Annotated in this window: 15 protein-coding genes; 7 read left to right on the plus strand and 8 right to left on the minus strand. The window is 54.6% G+C overall.

The window, feature by feature from the left end; translation table 11 throughout:
• Positions 1 to 21 precede the first annotated feature (21 nt).
• Both kynU and kynA read left to right on the plus strand, forming a co-directional pair.
• Positions 22 to 1,215, plus strand: a complete 1,194-nt coding sequence (kynU, locus tag KKW20_RS08095) for a kynureninase (RefSeq protein WP_214567380.1) — start codon at positions 22 to 24, stop codon at positions 1,213 to 1,215.
• A gap of 156 nt (positions 1,216 to 1,371) precedes the next feature.
• Positions 1,372 to 2,214, plus strand: coding sequence for a tryptophan 2,3-dioxygenase (gene kynA / locus KKW20_RS08100; protein ID WP_214567381.1), 843 nt, complete (start codon positions 1,372 to 1,374; stop codon positions 2,212 to 2,214).
• A 54-nt stretch (positions 2,215 to 2,268) separates the two neighbouring features.
• On the opposite strand, the gene KKW20_RS08105 is transcribed toward kynA, so the two are convergent.
• From KKW20_RS08105 to KKW20_RS08120, 4 genes are all read right to left on the minus strand, one after another.
• Positions 2,269 to 3,180, minus strand: a complete 912-nt coding sequence (locus KKW20_RS08105; RefSeq protein ID WP_214567382.1) for a pirin family protein — start codon at positions 3,178 to 3,180, stop codon at positions 2,269 to 2,271.
• A 153-nt stretch (positions 3,181 to 3,333) separates the two neighbouring features.
• The gene (locus KKW20_RS08110) at positions 3,334 to 3,924 is read right to left on the minus strand and encodes a TadE/TadG family type IV pilus assembly protein (protein WP_214567383.1); all 591 of its coding nucleotides are present in this window, start codon (positions 3,922 to 3,924) and stop codon (positions 3,334 to 3,336) included.
• Positions 3,925 to 3,936: 12 nt separating this feature from the next.
• Complete coding sequence (locus KKW20_RS08115; RefSeq protein WP_214567384.1) at positions 3,937 to 4,470, minus strand: TadE/TadG family type IV pilus assembly protein; 534 nt, start codon at positions 4,468 to 4,470, stop codon at positions 3,937 to 3,939.
• 33 nt (positions 4,471 to 4,503) lie between these two features.
• Positions 4,504 to 6,246 carry a TadE/TadG family type IV pilus assembly protein gene (locus tag KKW20_RS08120; RefSeq protein WP_214567385.1) on the minus strand — a complete coding sequence of 581 codons (1,743 nt, stop codon included), beginning with the start codon at positions 6,244 to 6,246 and terminating at the stop codon, positions 4,504 to 4,506.
• 324 nt (positions 6,247 to 6,570) lie between these two features.
• Here KKW20_RS08120 and KKW20_RS08125 point away from each other — a divergent pair, with 324 nt between their 5' ends.
• Complete coding sequence (locus tag KKW20_RS08125; protein ID WP_214567386.1) at positions 6,571 to 8,001, plus strand: Glu/Leu/Phe/Val family dehydrogenase; 1,431 nt, start codon at positions 6,571 to 6,573, stop codon at positions 7,999 to 8,001.
• A gap of 95 nt (positions 8,002 to 8,096) precedes the next feature.
• Here KKW20_RS08125 and KKW20_RS08130 read toward each other — a convergent pair whose 3' ends face one another.
• A complete protein-coding gene (locus KKW20_RS08130; protein WP_214567387.1) occupies positions 8,097 to 9,353 on the minus strand; it encodes an N-acetylmuramoyl-L-alanine amidase in 1,257 nt (418 codons plus the stop codon).
• Between the two features lie 40 nt (positions 9,354 to 9,393).
• On the minus strand, positions 9,394 to 10,149 hold the full coding sequence (locus tag KKW20_RS08135; RefSeq protein ID WP_214567388.1) for a DsbA family protein: 756 nt from the start codon (positions 10,147 to 10,149) through the stop codon (positions 9,394 to 9,396).
• Between the two features lie 211 nt (positions 10,150 to 10,360).
• Between KKW20_RS08135 and KKW20_RS08140 the strand changes: the two genes are divergently transcribed.
• Positions 10,361 to 11,500 (plus strand): pyridoxal phosphate-dependent aminotransferase, encoded by a 1,140-nt coding sequence (locus tag KKW20_RS08140; protein WP_214567389.1) that lies wholly within the window; start codon positions 10,361 to 10,363, stop codon positions 11,498 to 11,500.
• On the opposite strand, the gene KKW20_RS08145 is transcribed toward KKW20_RS08140, so the two are convergent.
• Positions 11,501 to 12,100 carry a TetR/AcrR family transcriptional regulator gene (locus KKW20_RS08145; RefSeq protein ID WP_214567390.1) on the minus strand — a complete coding sequence of 200 codons (600 nt, stop codon included), beginning with the start codon at positions 12,098 to 12,100 and terminating at the stop codon, positions 11,501 to 11,503. It abuts the gene before it with no gap.
• Positions 12,101 to 12,204: 104 nt separating this feature from the next.
• Here KKW20_RS08145 and KKW20_RS08150 point away from each other — a divergent pair, with 104 nt between their 5' ends.
• The 3 genes from KKW20_RS08150 to KKW20_RS08160 all read left to right on the plus strand — a co-directional run bounded on the left by KKW20_RS08150 (position 12,205) and on the right by KKW20_RS08160 (position 17,317).
• On the plus strand, positions 12,205 to 12,672 hold the full coding sequence (locus tag KKW20_RS08150) for a (2Fe-2S)-binding protein (RefSeq protein ID WP_214567391.1): 468 nt from the start codon (positions 12,205 to 12,207) through the stop codon (positions 12,670 to 12,672).
• Between the two features lie 2 nt (positions 12,673 to 12,674).
• The gene (locus KKW20_RS08155; RefSeq protein WP_214567392.1) at positions 12,675 to 14,900 is read left to right on the plus strand and encodes a xanthine dehydrogenase family protein molybdopterin-binding subunit; all 2,226 of its coding nucleotides are present in this window, start codon (positions 12,675 to 12,677) and stop codon (positions 14,898 to 14,900) included.
• 212 nt (positions 14,901 to 15,112) lie between these two features.
• A complete protein-coding gene (locus tag KKW20_RS08160; protein WP_214567393.1) occupies positions 15,113 to 17,317 on the plus strand; it encodes a Hint domain-containing protein in 2,205 nt (734 codons plus the stop codon).
• A 70-nt stretch (positions 17,318 to 17,387) separates the two neighbouring features.
• On the opposite strand, the gene KKW20_RS08165 is transcribed toward KKW20_RS08160, so the two are convergent.
• Positions 17,388 to 18,143, minus strand: a complete 756-nt coding sequence (locus KKW20_RS08165; RefSeq protein ID WP_214567394.1) for a gamma-glutamyl-gamma-aminobutyrate hydrolase family protein — start codon at positions 18,141 to 18,143, stop codon at positions 17,388 to 17,390.
• Positions 18,144 to 18,234 lie beyond the last annotated feature (91 nt).

An 18,234-nucleotide genomic window follows, 5' to 3' on the forward strand; every position in this document is an offset into this window, starting at 1 on the left:
ATAACATCAACAGGAGGACACATGACGGATTTTTCCAAAACAAAACAGCTCTTCGAGTTACCTGAAGGGATTATTTATCTCGACGGAAACTCTTTGGGGCCATTGCCAAAATCGGCAAAAAACCGCATCGCCAAAACCATTTCGGATGAATGGGGGCAGATGCTTATCACCGGTTGGAACAAAGCCGGCTGGATGGCGCAACCCGCAAAGCTTGGTGATCAAATCGGGCGATTAATCGGTGCCGAAGCGGGGCAAACCGTTTTGGGGGATACTTTGTCGATCAAAGTCTACCAAGCACTGGCGTCTGCGTTGGAAATGCGCCCGGATCGGCGGGTGATCCTGTCCGACAGTGGCAATTTTCCGACCGACCTTTATATGGCCGAGGGGCTGATCCGGTCGCTCGACAAAGGGCATCGACTTATCACCCCAGCACCAGAAGAGGTTGAGGCGCATATCAACAGTGACCTTGCTGTTTTAATGCTGACCGAAGTGGATTATCGCACCGGGCGCCGGCACGATATGGCACGGTTGACCAAATTGGCACAGGATGCCGGGGCGTTGGTGATCTGGGATCTGGCGCATTCGGCAGGGGCCCTGCCCGTAGACGTCGCCAATGGCGGGGCCGATTTCGCGGTTGGCTGCACCTATAAATACCTGAATGGCGGCCCAGGCGCGCCTGCGTTCATCTATGTGGCCCCACGTCACTCCGATGCCGCTCGCCCTGCTCTTTCCGGTTGGCTTGGTCATGCTGCCCCCTTTGCCTTTGACCTGAATTATCAAGCAGGCCGCGGGATTGAGCGGATGCGTGTCGGCACGCCACCCGTCCTTCAAATGGCGTCTCTTGAGGCGGCTTTGGCCATCTGGGATGATGTCAACCTCGACCATTTGCGCGCGGCCTCCATTGCCCTGTGCGAACAGTTTATCAAAGGCATTGAAGCAACCTGCCCGGATCTGTCCCTTGCGACACCGCGAGACGCCGCCCAGCGAGGCTCGCAAGTGAGCTTTCGGTGTGAAAACGGCTATGCCGCAATGCAGGCCTTGATCGCACGCGGCGTTATTGGCGATTTTCGCGCGCCAGATATTATGCGGTTTGGTTTTACGCCACTCTACATTGACAAAGGTGATGTAGCCCGCGCCATCGACATCATCGCTGACGTCATGCAAAATCGCCTTTGGGACCGCCCAGAGTACAAAGTTCGTTCTGCGGTCACCTAAGACGATCAGGAAAGTCAAAACCTATATGACACAATGCCACACAATATCACGCCCGCAAGGCTGGATCGCCGCTTGGCGACGGATTGCGATGTGTACCTGTTTAAATGGCGAGCGGGGCTGTCCTCCCCCACACCCCCATTTAAACAGGAGAGAACAATGACCCCCGCTGACACACCGTATAATCCGGCCAAAGATGGCGCCCAAATGAGTTTCGACGGGCGCATGTCTTATGGCGATTATCTGGATCTGGATAAGATCCTGACCGCACAACACCCAAAATCTGACGCCCATGACGAGATGCTGTTTATCATTCAGCATCAGACATCAGAATTATGGATGCGCCTCGCGCTTCATGAACTTGGCGCGGCAAGGGACACTTTGTCCGACGGGCGCTTTGGCCCCGCGTTTAAAATGCTCGCCCGAGTGGCGCGGATTTTTGAACAGCTCAACAACGCTTGGGATGTGTTGCGCACAATGACTCCCGCAGAATACACCCGGTTTCGCGAGACCTTGGGGCAAAGCTCAGGCTTTCAATCATGGCAATACCGGCTGATCGAATTCACTTTGGGCAACCGCAATCAGGCCATGCTGAAACCCCACGAACATCGCGCGGACATTTATGACAAACTCACCCAAGAGCTGTCGCGCCCATCGCTTTATGATGTGGCGTTGCGCACGCTTCACGGCACCATGCCTTTGCCTGAGGCGGTGCTAAAACGCGACCCCTCTGTGCCGTATGAGGCCTCCGACGAGGTACGCGCCGCATGGGCCGCGATCTATCGCGATCCGGACACCCATTGGCAGCTTTATGAGCTGGCGGAGAAACTGGTGGATTTTGAGGATTACTTCCGCCGGTGGCGGTTTAACCATGTGACAACGGTTGAACGGATTATCGGCTTTAAACGCGGGTCCGGCGGCACCTCTGGCGTGGCCTATTTACGGCGCATGCTTGAGGTAGAGTTGTTCCCAGAGCTTTGGCATCTGCGCACGGATCTATAAGCCCGGCAATGCGGAACGCGCGCGGCGTGACTATTCTTCTCGCCGCGCGACAGATTACATGGTCGGCTTGATAAAGGTGTTGTTGCGCAGATCCGCCATTGCCTGCCGCAATTCATCTTTCGTGTTCATCACAATCGGCCCGTGCCAAGCGACCGGTTCGCGAATGGGCGCGCCCGCGATAAGCAGGAACCGAACGCCTTCTTCACCGGCTTGAACGCGCACCTCGTCCCCCGCACCAAAACGCACCACGGTGCGGTTGCCGGAAAGGTCGCGGATATTGGCCTCTTGCCCAAACACTTCTTTCTCAAGCAACACCCCCTGCGGGGTCGCCGCATCCGTAAACGCCCCCGCCCCTTCAAAGACATAGGCAAATGCTTGTCTGCGTGTATCAATTGGAAAGCTTTTGGTAACGCCTGCGGGCACTGAAATGTCCAGATAGAGCGGATCTGCTGCGATCCCATCTACTGGGCCAGCGCGGTCCCAAAACGTCCCGACAACAACACGCACCACGGTTCCGTCATCCTCTTCGATCACCGGGATTTCAGCGGCAGGCACGTCTTGATAATTGGGCGAGGTCATTTTTAATTCGCGTGGCAGGTTGGCCCACAGCTGGAATCCATGCATTTGGCCTTGGGTGTTTGCTTGTGGCATTTCCTGGTGCATAATCCCGGACCCGGCGGTCATCCATTGGATATCACCCGCGCCCAGCGTTCCGGAATTTCCCAAGCTGTCTTCATGGCTGACCTGCCCGGCGAGTACATAGGTGATTGTTTCAATCCCCCGATGGGGATGCCAGGGGAATCCCTTCTCCGACTTCGCCGGGTCATCATTGCGAAAGTCATCAAAGAGCAGGAACGGATCATAAGCCTCGGGTTCATGAAATCCAAAAGCGCGGTGCAAATGCACGCCTGCGCCCTCCATTGTGGGCTGCGCTTTCGATTGGGTCAGAATTGGGCGAATAGACATGTGGCACCTTTATGGATCTGTCGGTTGATCCAAAGATATGCCTAATGAACGGGCTCGCCAATTGCGCACATTTCCGCAAGGTATTCGCAAAAACGCACAGATCGACCTAAGCGGAAAATGAGGGTGCCAATTGACACCCTCACTCTTACCAAATCAGCTGTCGCCGGGGTTACAATCTTCATTGTTAAAGCAAATTTTTGGCCCATCACGAGGTTTGGTGATCACCAAATCCTCTAATGTGCGTGGATAAATCCCTGTCCATTCACCCGAAAACGGGGGAACGTAACGGGCAGAGGATTCCACCATCACCAGATACTCCCCCTTATACATGTCAGGAATAGCATCATTATAGCTGGCTCGAATTGCTGTTGTGGTCAACCTGGGCACAGCTCCATCCGGATAGGCTCTGGACCAGAATCTAACAAGTTTTCGAGTGTTGCGGTTGCCACAATTCCTTTTACACCGAACAACCGTCACCCTGACCCAGCTTTCATTTGAGCTTTGCGTCAAATAGCGAAAGACTTTGCCATATCCCTGCATCTCATTGGGGGTGACATTGTTTTCGCGCGAGATCAAATCCGAGATCGCATAATTCGCCTTAAGCGACTGGCTCTTTGCGCGAAACACATCGAAATAGGTGAACGTCCCCATGAAAACAACCAAGATCACCGGTAGGATGATCACCGCCTCAACGGTCACAGACCCTTCATCACGGCGCTTAAACTGACGGAAAAAATTCAACATCTTAGCACCCTCCTATGATGGCTCTGCGACATATGCAGACCAAGCCGACATTGTGACACCACCAGAGGCATCGCGCGGCATTTTCATGATAAATGGTGTGGTTCCAAAGAATGGATCCATGACCAGACATGCCCGCAACAATGTGGGGGATTGATCATCCCCCAGCGTAAACAGCAGGTTGGCAGGGTCCACCCCATCAACACGGTTGCGACACGGGATTTTGCCCGTAGGCATGGTCCATGTGCCAGTGGGGATCACACGCACATCCACGGCCAGATCCGTGGTGCAATCCGAGAAAAAGATCATCTCGTTGCACATGCGTCTTTTCAATTCGTCCACAGTGGCTGGCGACAAGTCCCCCAAACGCATCGAGCGGATATTCAAGTCGAGCGCTCGTTCCAGTAAAACCGAACGCATTGTGAAGATGCCCAGTTCAAACGAGGTCAGAAACAATGTCATGAAAGCTGGAAACAACAACACGAATTCGATTGTGGCATTGCCATCCTCGCCCCTGATCCGGCGCCAAAGTGACGTGATCCAAGTCATTGATATCCCTCCTTCTCTTTCACTGTTTCAGCACTATCTGGTCAAACGAAGCTTAGCGATATCTTGACCGATGGTCGAAAATGTCTCGACCAGATCCACACCATTCACTTTGAAGTAATACCCGTCACCGGACGAACAGCTTTCAAGGACGTTTGCCCCGCTGCCACCCCCATCGGTTTCAAGCTCGATCGTGTAGATCTTGATACCTTCGTTTTTTGCGGCGGTGCACAAATCCAACAGACGTTTGTCTTTGCCATCGGTATAGTCATAGAAACCGTGGTAGTTATAGCTCCGGCTCATCTTTGTCCCCGGCCAGGACGTGCCCGGCATATCAAGCCACCAACCCCAACGCTTAAGCAACCAAACCTCTTGCCAGTCCAGCTGTTCTGCTGCGCGTGTTTCGGTTTTCCAATTGCTACAGCTATACCCATAATAATAGCTGTAGGAATAGTTTGTGCATTCCTTATCCCCAACACCCCAAGGATGGTCTTTATACTGATTGATCCAGGGCCAATACCACCGATCATCCGTATTTGTATTCGGGTCATTTTCGTAATGAACCGACATCTTTGAAGCGTCGCCGTCCACAGTCCAAACCCGCGATGGGCCTGACCGGTATTCGTCATATAAATAGGGCTGCGATGTGTTTTGCCCGTCGGTCATCAGCACAACAACCTTTTGGCTATTGGCGGCCCCATACGCCTTTGGACGGTCGGCAAACGCGCCATTAACCTCAAGGTCATCCACCAAACCATCAACCACGGTTTCAATGGATGGGTCCAACATCGTCACCCCCCATTTCAGACCAACATCAATGGAAGTGTTCCCGCCTGCTTGCAACTGTCCAATGCGCGTTCCCAAATCGGTATGGGACGCGGAAAGCGGCATAATCGCCCGCCAGCTGTCAGTCTGACAAGGAAACCTGTAGGTTCTGGGCGACGAACTGCTGGATCCACTGTAATCATCGAAGCGGCCCGTCTGACGAATATCCAAGTTCTCATTAAACGCGGTCGAGGTAAATTCATCCGGATAAAACGTCGCGCAATACGACGCTTCGTGCACGTCCCGGCGATTGAATTTCTTAAGAATTCCGGCCCCAACTGTTACCTGAGCATTATAAGGTATCAGGGAAATCGACGTGGTATTGGCCGGCATTGTACAGCCGGTTGTGCTGGTCGGGTTGTCAGGATTACACAACAAGATATTCACGAACTGCTTCGCTGCGGTTTTCAACTCCGCCATTTTTGAACTGCCGGTGGTCGAGGTTTGGCTCATCGACCCGGACACATCCACAACCAATGACACTTCGCTTAGGCCCGCAGATTGCGCCGCCGCCCCAGAGGCAACAGCTTCAAACCCTTCGATCCCTACAAATTGAAGCAACAAAGGATCAACATGCATCTTTGCTTCGGCTGAAACCTCGCTTGCGGTGCCAGAGGCAACAACTTTCACGTCGGCTGGGTCAATGAAATCTTCCAGACCTGCACTTTTGAAATAGGACAGCACCACCGCTTTACGATCTGCCAGCTCCCCCGGTGTCTGCGACGGGTGGGCCGCCGCCAAAATCGCGCGGTCCAATGTGGCCTGCAATCGCGTGCGCTGGGTTTCATACAGCATCAGGTCCACGCCCAATCCACCGATGATCAGCATTGCGATGATCAGAAACAATGAAAAGATGACCAGTGATCCGTCGTCATCAGATCCAAACCGGATCAGACGCCGCGTCATCCGGCCGCGTTGCTGTGTCGTCTGGTTTTTCCAATCTGCATGTCGCATCCTGAAATCCCCTTTCCCTTACCAAAAGCCCTATTGGTTTGCCTGCGCTTCAGACAAAAGCCAGGTCACCCAAACCCTAATACGAAAGAGTTAACCCTATCCTTGTGGCAAAATTAGGGCGCAATCCGCCTCTGTTTTTTGACGAAAAACCTTAGTAAATCCCCAATTCGGCGCAAGCTGGGGTTCACATTTCGCTCAAGCGAGTGTGATCAATCTCGAAACTATCGGGATGCCTTGTTAACCATTCGGGCCTAGGCTGTGTGTAAATGTGTCGCAGTTAATGATTCGACTATCTTGAATTGGTCCATCGTCAGGAGCCCCTAAATGAACCACACAAACGAACCCTCGTTCCGCGAATCCGTTGATCTTATGTTTAATCGAGCGGTCGATATAATTGACCTCCCGCCGGGCCTCAAAGAGAAAATTCGCGTCTGTAACGCCACCTATACTGTTCGTTTCGGTGTGCGTTTGCGTGGCGAAATCCAAACCTTTACCGGCTATCGCTCTGTGCATTCCGAACATATGGAACCGGTCAAAGGGGGCATTCGTTATTCTCTGGGTGTGAACCAGGACGAGGTCGAGGCGCTGGCAGCCCTGATGACCTATAAATGCGCGCTCGTGGAAACACCCTTTGGCGGATCTAAAGGCGGTCTTTGTATCGACCCGCGCCAATATGAAGAACATGAGCTGGAACTTATCACCCGCCGGTTTGCTTATGAATTGGCAAAACGCGACTTGATACACCCGTCACAAAACGTCCCCGCCCCTGATATGGGGACAGGTGAACGCGAAATGGCCTGGATCGCCGACCAATACGCGCGGATGAACACCACCGACATTAACGCTAAAGCATGTGTAACCGGCAAACCCCTGCATGCAGGCGGGATTTCCGGCCGTGTAGAAGCCACCGGCCGTGGCGTACAATATGCATTGCGCGAATTTTTCCGTCATGAGGAAGACAAAGCCAAAGCAGGCCTGGCTGGGAAACTGGAAGGCAAACGCATTGTTGTTCAGGGCCTTGGAAATGTGGGTTATCACGCTGCCAAATTCCTGTCCGAGGAAGATCACGCCAAAATCACTGGCGTGATCGAACGCGACGGTGCCTTGGTAGACGAAAACGGGCTTGATGTCGAAGCGGTCCGCAACTGGATCATGGCAAATGGAGGGGTAAAGGGGTTTGCTGACGCGACCTTTGTCGAAAACGGCGCCTCTGTGCTCGAGCAAGAATGTGAAATTCTGATCCCTGCGGCCCTAGAGGGGGTGATCAACCTGTCAAACGCCGAGCGCATCAAAGCCCCGCTGATCATCGAGGCCGCGAATGGTCCTGTAACAGCAGGCGCAGATGATCTTCTTCGTGACAAAGGCTGCGTAATCATTCCCGACATGTATGCAAACGCAGGCGGCGTGACCGTTTCCTATTTCGAGTGGGTGAAAAATCTGTCCCATATTCGCTTTGGCCGTATGCAGCGACGTCAGGAAGAAGCCCGCCACCAACTGGTTGTGGACGAACTGCAACGCCTTGACCGTTACCTCGGCGACGCGTGGTCAATGACACCAGAGTTTAAGGAAAAATACCTGCGGGGTGCAGATGAACTGGAATTGGTCAGATCCGGTCTCGATGATACAATGCGCACAGCCTATCAGGCGATGCGCGAGGTCTGGCATTCGCGCGATGATGTACCTGATTTACGCATGGCGGCTTATCTGGTGTCCATCGAGCGAATTTCCAAAAGCTATCGCGCCAAAGGCCTATGACAACGGAAATCTCTCAAATAGTCCGCAGAAAGGCCGCGTCTTGCGCGGCCTTTTTCTTTACCAAAACACAGTTAACAGACGTCAGGAAGTTTGATTTACTTTCGCAGTCGATCAGCCGATGCGGCATCTTGAAGGGTCCAATATTGCAGCGCATCGCGCATGCCTTCGGCCGCTTGTGCCCGCCATTCCGGCGACGTCATACGCTGGAGGTCCTTTGGCGATGTCATAAATCCGAGTTCCACGAGAACAGATGGGATATCCGGTGCTTTCAACACCGAAAACCCGGCCTGCATTCTTGGTGATTTGTATAAAGAGCCCGTCGCCGAATGGATCCCCTCAACCAGCGCATCAGCAAGCGCTTCTGCGCGCGGTGCCGTTTCCGTTCGCGCCAGATCCATAAGTACCAACGCCACCTCGTCATCTTGATTGGCCAAATCAACACCTGCCAACAAATCCGCCCGATCATGACGTTCTGCCAATTTCTCCGACGCCACATCTGACGCCTCTTTTGACAATGTATAGACCGTTGCCCCCGACGCCCGCCCCTGTGCCAAAGCATCGGCATGCAATGAAATAAACACATCGGCGCCGGCGCGTCGTGCAATCGTCACACGCTCTTCCAACGACACAAATCCATTTCCATCGCGCGTCAGGACCACGTTAAACCCACCCGAACGAAGCAACACTTCGCGCAATTCACGCGCAAAGGCCAGCACCAGATCTGCTTCAACAACACCAGCAGATTCCGCGCCTGGATCAATGCCACCATGGCCGGGGTCCAGCACAACCGTCAAAGGCCCTTCACCACGTTGGCGCATTTTACCGTCAGAGGGCACATGGAACGGCTTGCCAAAATTCTCAGCGGCGGGTGCCCCGGCTTTCGCGGAAAACTCTGTGGGTGAGGTCGCGGCGAGTGTCACATTTAGCACCGTTCGCGCCGCGTTCGTCTCCATGCCGGCTTCAAGCACCGCAAGTGGTTTGGCCAAATCCAAAACGAGTCTGGTCCAACCAGGCCGGTATAAGCCCGCACGCAAATCCGAGATTTGGTCGCTTTCATAAAGCACCGCCTCGCGATCAATCCCTGACCAATCCAATTCAGAAAAATCGATCACCAAGCGCCGTGGGTCGTCTAAGGTGAATATGCGCCAGGGTACCGGCCGGGTCATCTCAACGCTCAGATCAAGGCTGCGCCAATGCGCATTTAGCGTAACGCCTTGTCCGCTCAACCGCGCCAATGCAGACAAGTTATCAGAGCTGCCCTGGGCCCAACTGGCACTGGGCAACATGGTCACACACACCCATATGATCAGGTGGAAAAAACGCAAGGCACTGCTCCTTTTTCGGGCGATCATATCAGACCGCCCGCAGCTGGCCAGCCTTGGATCAACTGGATCAGTTTGTGTTGCGGATTTCTTCGACGAATTGCTCCATCTGTGCGAGCGGCATATACCCGCGCGCCAACACCTCGCCCATCACGAACGCCGGCGTTCCAGTGATCTGCAATCGCCGCGCCAGCGCGTGATTGGCGCCCAGAATTGCGTCAACCTTGTCCGAACTCATACCATCAGCAATCGCTTTGCCATCAAGACCAAGACCGTCAGCTGTCGCAATCAGATTGTCGACACTGGCCGCGCCACGCAGGGTGATCAGCGTATGATGAAGTTTGTCATAGGCGTCTTCGCCGAACAATTGCTGCGCGGAAACCGCAAACCGAGCCGAGGCAAGACTGTCTTCGCCCAAAATCGGATATTCTTTCAAAATCAAGCGGATATTACTGTCTTTTTCCAAAAGGGCTTGCACCTCTTCATAAGACTTTCGGCAATACCCACAGCGATAATCAACAAATTCAACAATAGTCACATCGCCATCGGGATTGCCTGCGATATGCGAAAATCCATCATGAAAGAGATCCTCAGCATTGGTCTTGACCAGCTGCAGATCATCAACAGATTTTTGTGCTTCCTGACGTGCTTCCAAAACACTGACCGCTTCCATGATCACTTCGGGGTTGTCCATAAGATAGGCCCGCACTTCGTCGCGAAACGCGTTGCGTTCATCCTCTGATAGGTTGGACAAATCAAACGCCCCAGCGGGCATCGCAATTCCAAGCAAAGTGGCGGTGGTCAAGGCAAGTGTCAGACGTTTCATGAAATCTCTCTCTGTGGAAACCGAGCTTTCCACCGACATAAGCGATTGCGAAGGATACGCCAAGCCCATAGCCCCCGACACATAATCAAACCCTCGCGATCTGGCGTGGCAGATTGTCCGAACGTCGAGAACCACCCGCGTCCCCCGGCGCGCCCTGTTGACTTTGCGGCCGACGCACGGCACCTCTTTCGTGCCAAAACACGAGGATGTCATGCGCAAGTCAACCCGCGGCCAAGTCGCCCCCTTTATCGTCATGGATGTGATGGAAGCGGCCCGTGCTGCCGAAGCAGAGGGTCGCCATATTATCCATATGGAAGTGGGCCAACCGGCCACGGCTGCCCCCAAAGCAGCGCGTTTGGCCCTCGCGCGTGAGATGGAAAAAGACGCACTAGGTTACACGGTATCTTTGGGGTTGCCAAAGCTTCGCGAGGGAATCGCAAACCTTTACAAAGACTGGTATAATGTCGACCTGAACCCCGCGCGCGTGGTCATCACACCCGGCAGTTCTGGCGCATTTATCTTAGCCTTTTCCGCGCTGTTTGATGCCGGGGATAAGGTTGGTCTGGGCGAACCCGGTTATCCCAGCTATCGCCAAATTCTCAAGGCGATGAGCATTGACGCTATTGGGCTTCAGACCAGCCCAGATAACCGGTATCAACCCGTACCCAGCGACATTCCACCGGGGCTTGCGGGCATGATCACCGCCTCGCCCGCCAACCCATCAGGCACCATGCTTGATCACGCCGCGCTTGAGGCACTCATCGCTCATTGCCATGCCCAAGGTACCAGTTTCATCGCCGATGAGATTTATCACGGGCTTCAGTATGAGGGGCGGGCAATCTCGGCGTTGGAAGTATCTGACGACATTTATGTCATCAACAGTTTCTCGAAATACTTCTCGATGACCGGCTGGCGGGTGGGCTGGATGATTGTGCCCGAAGATCATATTCGGCACGTAGAGCGCATCGCGCAAAACATGTTCATATGCGCCCCTCACGCCAGTCAAGTGGCCGCGATTGCAGCGCTTGATGCGCGTGATGAACTTGATGCAAACCTAAGAACTTACGCTGAAAATCGCAAACTCATGACCGAAGCCTTACCAGCAATCGGTTTTGGAAAATTCGCCCCGGCCGATGGCGCCTTTTACATCTATTGCGATGTCAGCGACTATACCCAAGACAGCGTGGCCTTTGCCAAGGAAATACTGGAAAACGCAAATGTGGCGGTGACACCAGGGTTAGATTTCGACCCACGTCGCGGCGGACAAACATTACGGTTTTCATACGCTCGCTCAACCGAAGATATTCGCGAGGGCTTAAAGCGGTTGGCCGCGTTCATGTCCACTCGGTGATCAAACCGCCAACGCCTTGCCAAACACCCGGCCAATGCGGGTGATCCCAGCAACGTAATCCTGATAGGTATTGGCGTTGCTTTTGACCCCATCCAGCGCGGCAAGCAACGTTTCCGCCATCTCTTGCGCGGTGCCATCCAATTCGATCCGGCCAGCCCCGACTTGCGCCTCAAACCACTCTGCCAGAACCTGCGCCAAGGCGACCATACCCTCGGCGATTTCCTGTTCAGCAACCGAGTTTTTGTCTTCCATCAACTCATGTCCATGCGGCGAGTTGAAGAGCGCTTCCATCCCTACCCCGCCCTTGGCGAGCAACGCTGCCACCAAGGTATCGGTGACGGCGCGCGCCGGGTCTTTGTCCAGCTCTGCCCGCAAATCGCGCACGGCCTGCAAGAAAAACACCGAAGCCAGACGACGAAACAGATCTTGTTTGTTTTTGAAATGAAGATACAGCGCAGCGCGCGACATGCCTGCGGCTTTGGCGATGTCTTCCATGGAACTGCGCCGAAACCCATACAGTCGAAATACATCTAATGCGGCCAAGAAAATGACCATCTGTTTATCGTCGGTTGGGGGTGTCAGGTTAGGATGTGCAGGCATTTGGAGCTTTTGACAGTTTAGGCAAAAAATGTCAATTGACTTACTGACATTATCTATCCAAAGTGTCAGTAAGTCGCACAATGCGTTACCCACAGGAGCCCCCCATGCCGACAACCCTCACCATCAATGGCACATCACATCAGGTGGATCTGCCGGGAAATGTCCCTTTGCTATGGGTGCTGCGCGATGCGCTTGGCTTGACCGGCACAAAATATGGCTGTGGGGTTGCCGCCTGCGGGGCCTGCACTGTTCAAATCAATGGCGAGGCGACCCGTTCCTGTCAGGTATTGCTTGAGGATGTGGACGGTCCTGTTACCACAATCGAGGGTCTCGGGACGCCAGATAACCTTGCTGCCATTCAAAAAGCGTGGGTCGCAAATCAGGTGGCCCAATGTGGGTACTGTCAATCAGGACAGATCATGCAAGCCGCGAGCCTTTTGGCGGAAATCCCTGATCCAAGTGATGAGGAAATTGACGAAGCAATGGCTGGAAACCTGTGTCGTTGCGGTACTTACCCCCGCATCCGCGCCGCCATTCATGATGCAGCCAACATGATCAAGACAGGGGCGTAACTATGGGAAAGTTAAAAACATTTACCCGCCGCGCCTTCATTGTCAGCTCGGTTGCCGTGACCGGCGGCGTCGCCTTTGGCGCCTATCTCATGGCCCGGACGCCGGACAATCCGTTGGCCGAGTCCCCCGGCGCGCTCAATCCCTGGGTGGTCATCAACACTGACGGTATAACCCTTGTCGCGCCGCGGGCCGAAATGGGGCAAGGTGTGATGACAACACTGGCGGCGCTGATCGCAGAAGAACTTGATGTGGCGCTTGAAGCGGTTAACGTGATCCACGGCCCACCCGCGCAAGCCTATTTCAACTCGGCCGCTGTGGCCGAGCGGCATTACTCGGAAAGCCAGCACCAACCCTCAGGCTTTGGCGCGATTATGGCGCAGGCCTTCCCGAAAGTAATTTCATTGCAAATCACCGGGGGATCCACATCAGCCATCGACGCCTATAGCAGGATGCGATTGGCGGGTGCCTCTGCGCGTGCGACCTTATTGCAAGCCGCAGCAAACCAACTTGGCACTGGGTTGGATGTGTTGAAAACCGAGAACGGCCATGTGATTGCGCCGGATGGAACGCGTATTCGCTACGCCGATCTTGCCTCTGCAGCGGCGGATCTGGAACCAGCCCAGGCCCCACGCCTGAAATCCCCGGCAGAGTGGCGCTATATCGGCAAAAGCCAACCGCGCAAGGATCAGGCCCCCAAGGCGACTGGGACCGCGGGTTTTGGTATTGATGTGCGCCTGCCTGGCATGCGTTTTGCCTCGGTTCGGATGACGCCGCGTCTGGGTGGGGAAATGATATCCTTTGATGCCAGCAATGCCGAAACCATGGACGGTGTGGAAAAGATCCTCAACCTTGGTGATGGTGTGGCCGTCGTGGCCAGCAACACCTGGCTTGCGATCGAGGCGGTCAATGCAATCGACATCACCTGGGGCAAGGCCCCCTACCCACATGAAAATGCGGATATATTTGAAAAAATATCGGAGGCATTTGACACTGATCCCAATGTCACCCTGCGTGAAGATGGCGAACTGGCGACGGCCCCCACCAGCTTTGAGGCTGAATATCGCGTGCCCTATTTGGCCCATGCCACGATGGAGCCGATGAACTCTACCGCAGTAATAACAGACGGTACATTGGAAATATGGTCGCCCAATCAGGCGCCGATCATGGTTCGGGATCGTTGCGCCAAACTCGCCGGTATCGACAGCGACAAGGTCACTGTGCATACGCCCTTTATGGGCGGCGGATACGGCCGACGCGCCATGGTCGATTTTGCCGAAATCGCCACGCGGGTGGCCGTGCAAATGCCTGGCATCCCAGTACAGACCACATGGTCGCGCGAAGAAGATATGCGCCATGATTTCTATCGCCCCGGTGCCATTGCCCGGATGCGTGGGCATGTTGAAGACGGCAAGATCACCACACTCGACGGTCAGATGGCGGCGCCCTCTATCATGGCGCAAACCATGAAACTGTTTACCGGATTTGACTTGGCCCCAGCGGACCCGACGCTGACCGAAGGCGCACATGATCAGCCCTATGCGATCCCCAATCACCGCGTGCGCGGGCATTCTTCGGATGTCGCCATCCCAGTTGGCTTCTGGCGCTCTGTCGGCAACAGCCAGAATGCCTTTTTCTACGACAGCTTTGTGGATGAATTGGCCCATGAGGCCAGCGTCGACCCCCTAGAATTTCGCCTGCGCCATATGCGCGGCGAACATGCGCCATCGGCGACAGTTCTCGAAACCGTGCGCGACATGTCCGGGTGGACCGGCAAAACGCCAGACGGTGTCGGCCGCGGTGTCGCGTTCTGTTTTTCCTTTGGTACGGCTGTGGCCGAAGTGGTTGAAGTGCAGCAAGATGCCGATGGGGTGATCCGTCTTTCCGACATGTGGATTGCCGCTGACCTTGGACTTATACTTGACCCGTTGAATGTCGAGGCTCAGTTGACCGGAGGTGCCGTCTTTGGCTTATCTGCCGCGATCCATGGTGAAATCACCTTTGCCGATGGCATGGCCGAGCAGGAAAACTTCCCTGATTACGATGCTCTGCGCATGGCAAGCACACCGCGTTTCCATGTAGAATTGTTACAAAACATGGAGCGGATGGGCGGTGTTGGCGAACCCGGCACGCCGCCTGCCGCCCCTGCGCTGGCCAACGCATTGTTTGACCTAACAGGCCAACGCGCGCGCCAATTGCCGTTGGGGTCACAGTTTAGTTTCTTAACCTGACCCAAATTCGGGATTTGCCCTGATAATTGTTCACAAAACCGCCCAAATGCCCCCCATTTGGGCGGTTTATCCGTTAAAAGCTCCAATTCTGCCCAATTTTGGTCTGAATTTTCCACGAAATAGAGACAATCCCGATGCGTGTCTATCGATGAGCTGCGCGTCATTGTCCTAACGGTCAGTGGTTTTGACCAGAGCAGTGTGAACGAACGCCCATGGCAACCTATGCAGTAGAGTTTTACAATATTGATCCTCTATCTGTTCTTCCGACAACCGTTGGGGGGACCTATTCCTGGGCAGGCCCTGTCACGGCGGCTGGCACGGCAACCATCACCGACAATGAAGCGGGGATTGAGGGGCTAACCCTTGATGGAGACGAGAGCGGAGGAGAAACCGCCTCAGCAAATGTCACCATCGGAGCGAACAGCTCGACCGGTGCATCGGTGGAAGCAGAAGAAGTCTGGACACTGCGAGACACCACAACAGGTGACGAGTTTCAAGTTGCAACCCTGCATGTCCTAAGCGGCGGAGCCTCTGGATACTATACGCTTTCAGAAGTTCCCCTTATCTCGGGGCGGTCCTATGAAGTTGTCACATATGACACAGACCCAGATGTTTCCGCTGGGGATGCGGTATTCACCTATGCAGATCATTTTTTGGGCGATGGGATTGTTGACGGGACCTCTGGCAATGACACCATAGACACAGGCTATTCCGGTGATCCTGAAGGGGACGCCGTTGACGACGGACACGGAACGGGTGGGTCTGGTCAAGGCGATGTGATCGAGGGCAACGGCGGAAATGACACTGTAGACGGCGGTGCCGGCGACGATACTATCTATGGCGACTTTGGCGAACCAACCACTCAGGCCGCGCCGGAAGAGCATTTGGACTGGACCGCACAAGGTGGCCAAGGCACCAATCTTACAGGTGGGTTCACGCAGACCACTGGCGACATTGATGTCACGATTGGCTTTGTCGATCCCGGAAACAACGCCACCACCTTTACGGTTGAAACCGGAAATACCCAATATGTGGGCAGCGGCCCCTATGACACCAATTCATCCGGTCGTGTCTATGGAAATGGCGACGCCGAAACCGCGGAATTGGAAATCGATTTTGCGGCGACCTCTGGTGCGTCTGTCACGGGCGAAGTCACAAATGTTTCATTTCGTGTCAACGACTTAGATGCCTATGCTGGCAACCACACAGATCAATTCACCGTCACAGCCTTTGACGCGGACGGGAACCCTGTCACGGTTACCTTAACACCTGGCAGCGACATAAGCGTTGCCGGCGACACCGCATCTGGCAACAACAATTACAGCTCCAACAGCGAACAAGCATCCCTTTTGGTCGAAATTGACGGCCCCGTATCGAAGATCATTGTCGAGTATGCCAACGGTCAGGGCGGCACACATGCGGTGGACATCACCGATATCTATTTCACCCCAATTCCCGTTGGCGGCGATGACAGCCTGGTTGGCGGCGCGGGGGATGACACCATTTACGGCGAAGGCGGCGACGACACGTTGGTTGGTGGCGCAGGTCAAGACAGCCTTGTGGGCGGTGCAGGGTCCGACGTGTTTTCACTGGGCGCGGGCGATGTTGCAGAGGGCGGGAAAGCCTCTGACCTCTTCAAACTGGACCTGACCGACGCGCTCGATGGCTCCGGCCCCACAATCAATATTGATGGTGGCGAAGACGACGACAATAGCGATATTGACGTGCTGGACATGACCGGTTTGATCAATCGCTGGGTAGATGTCTCTTTCGACGCGGGCAATGCGGAAAATGGGTCCGCCACGCTGAGCGATGGGACGGTTGTCAACTTTTCAAACATTGAGAACCTGATCATCTGTTTCACCCGTGGCACCCGCATTCAAACAAGCCACGGACCACGGGCCATCCAGGATCTCCGGGTGGGTGATATGGTGGTGACACGCGACAATGGCCTGCAACCGATCCGCTGGATTGGGTCGAAATCTGTGGTCGGCCGCGACGATTTGGCCCCAATCCGTTTTGCCAAAGGCGCCTTTGGCAATGACCGCGCGCTTCTGGTCAGCCCACAACATCGCATGGTTCATCAAAGCGCAGATGCGGTGCTTTTGTTCGACCAATCAGAGGTGATGATCCCAGCAAAACACCTGATCAATGGGAAAACCATCACGCGCGAAGAACGTGCCGAGGTGACCTATTTCCACATGATGTTTGATCAACATGAGGTGGTCTATGCTGAAAACACACCCTCCGAGAGCTTTCACCCCGGTCATCAGGGTCTTGCCGCGCTCAATGATGCTGCACGTCATGAGCTGTTTACATTGTTTCCCGAGCTGCGCTCTGCACCTGAAAGCTATGGTCAAACCGCGCGTATGGTTTTGCGCGGCTATGAAACGCGCGCGCTTCAATTGGCGGCATAGCCCCCTTCGCAACCGTGCGGAAACGTGGATTATTCCAGTGCCAGTTTCCCCGCCAGCGATGCAAATGAACTCACCCGTTGTCAGCTTGCCACGCGCGGGCTGCGTCCCCAAAGGCCTGAAACAACACGCGCGACACCGGATCTTCGGCCGCTTTGTATTCGGGGTGCCATTGTACGGACAACGTGAACCCTGGCGCATCTTTGATCAGGATCGCCTCTGGTGTGCCATCATCCGCATGTCCTTCAATCACAACACGGGATCCGGCGGTTTTGATCCCCTGCCCATGCAAGGTGTTGGTCCGCACGCAGGTTTTTCCCAGCAAGTTATGGAATGCGCCACCTTTGTCAAAGACCACGTCATGCCGAATTTCAAATTTCTCATCCAATGTGCCATCGGGCGGCATCCGGTGGTTCATCCGGCCTGGTAAGTCGCGAATTTCAGGATAGAGCGTGCCGCCCATCGCGACATTCACCTCTTGAAACCCTCGACATATCCCGAAAAAAGGCTGGCCGCGTTCAACACAGGCACGGATCAAAGGCAAAGTGATTGCATCGCGGCAGCGGTCAAACTCGCCATGGGCGTCGGTTTCTTCCTCGCCATATTCCGCAGGGTGCACATTGGGGCGCCCACCGGTAAACAAAAACCCGTCGCAAATCTCAAGCAGCTCATCAACCCGCACATAATCGGGATGACTGGGAACAATCAGCGGCAGACACCCCGCCACAAGACTGATCGCTTCAGAGTTCATCGTTCCGCCTGCATGGGTCGGATATTGATCGTTCAGCAAATAGGAATTGCCAATAATGCCAATGACGGGGCGGGTCATGAATACTCCGGATTTGTCGCGCTATAAAAGGGTGATAGCAGATTTCAGCACCGCTGATAAACCCCGTTCAACCGCGTGTGACCCGACGTGT

It is taken from the genome of Aliiroseovarius lamellibrachiae (assembly GCF_018599245.1).
Lineage (GTDB): Bacteria > Pseudomonadota > Alphaproteobacteria > Rhodobacterales > Rhodobacteraceae > Aliiroseovarius > Aliiroseovarius lamellibrachiae.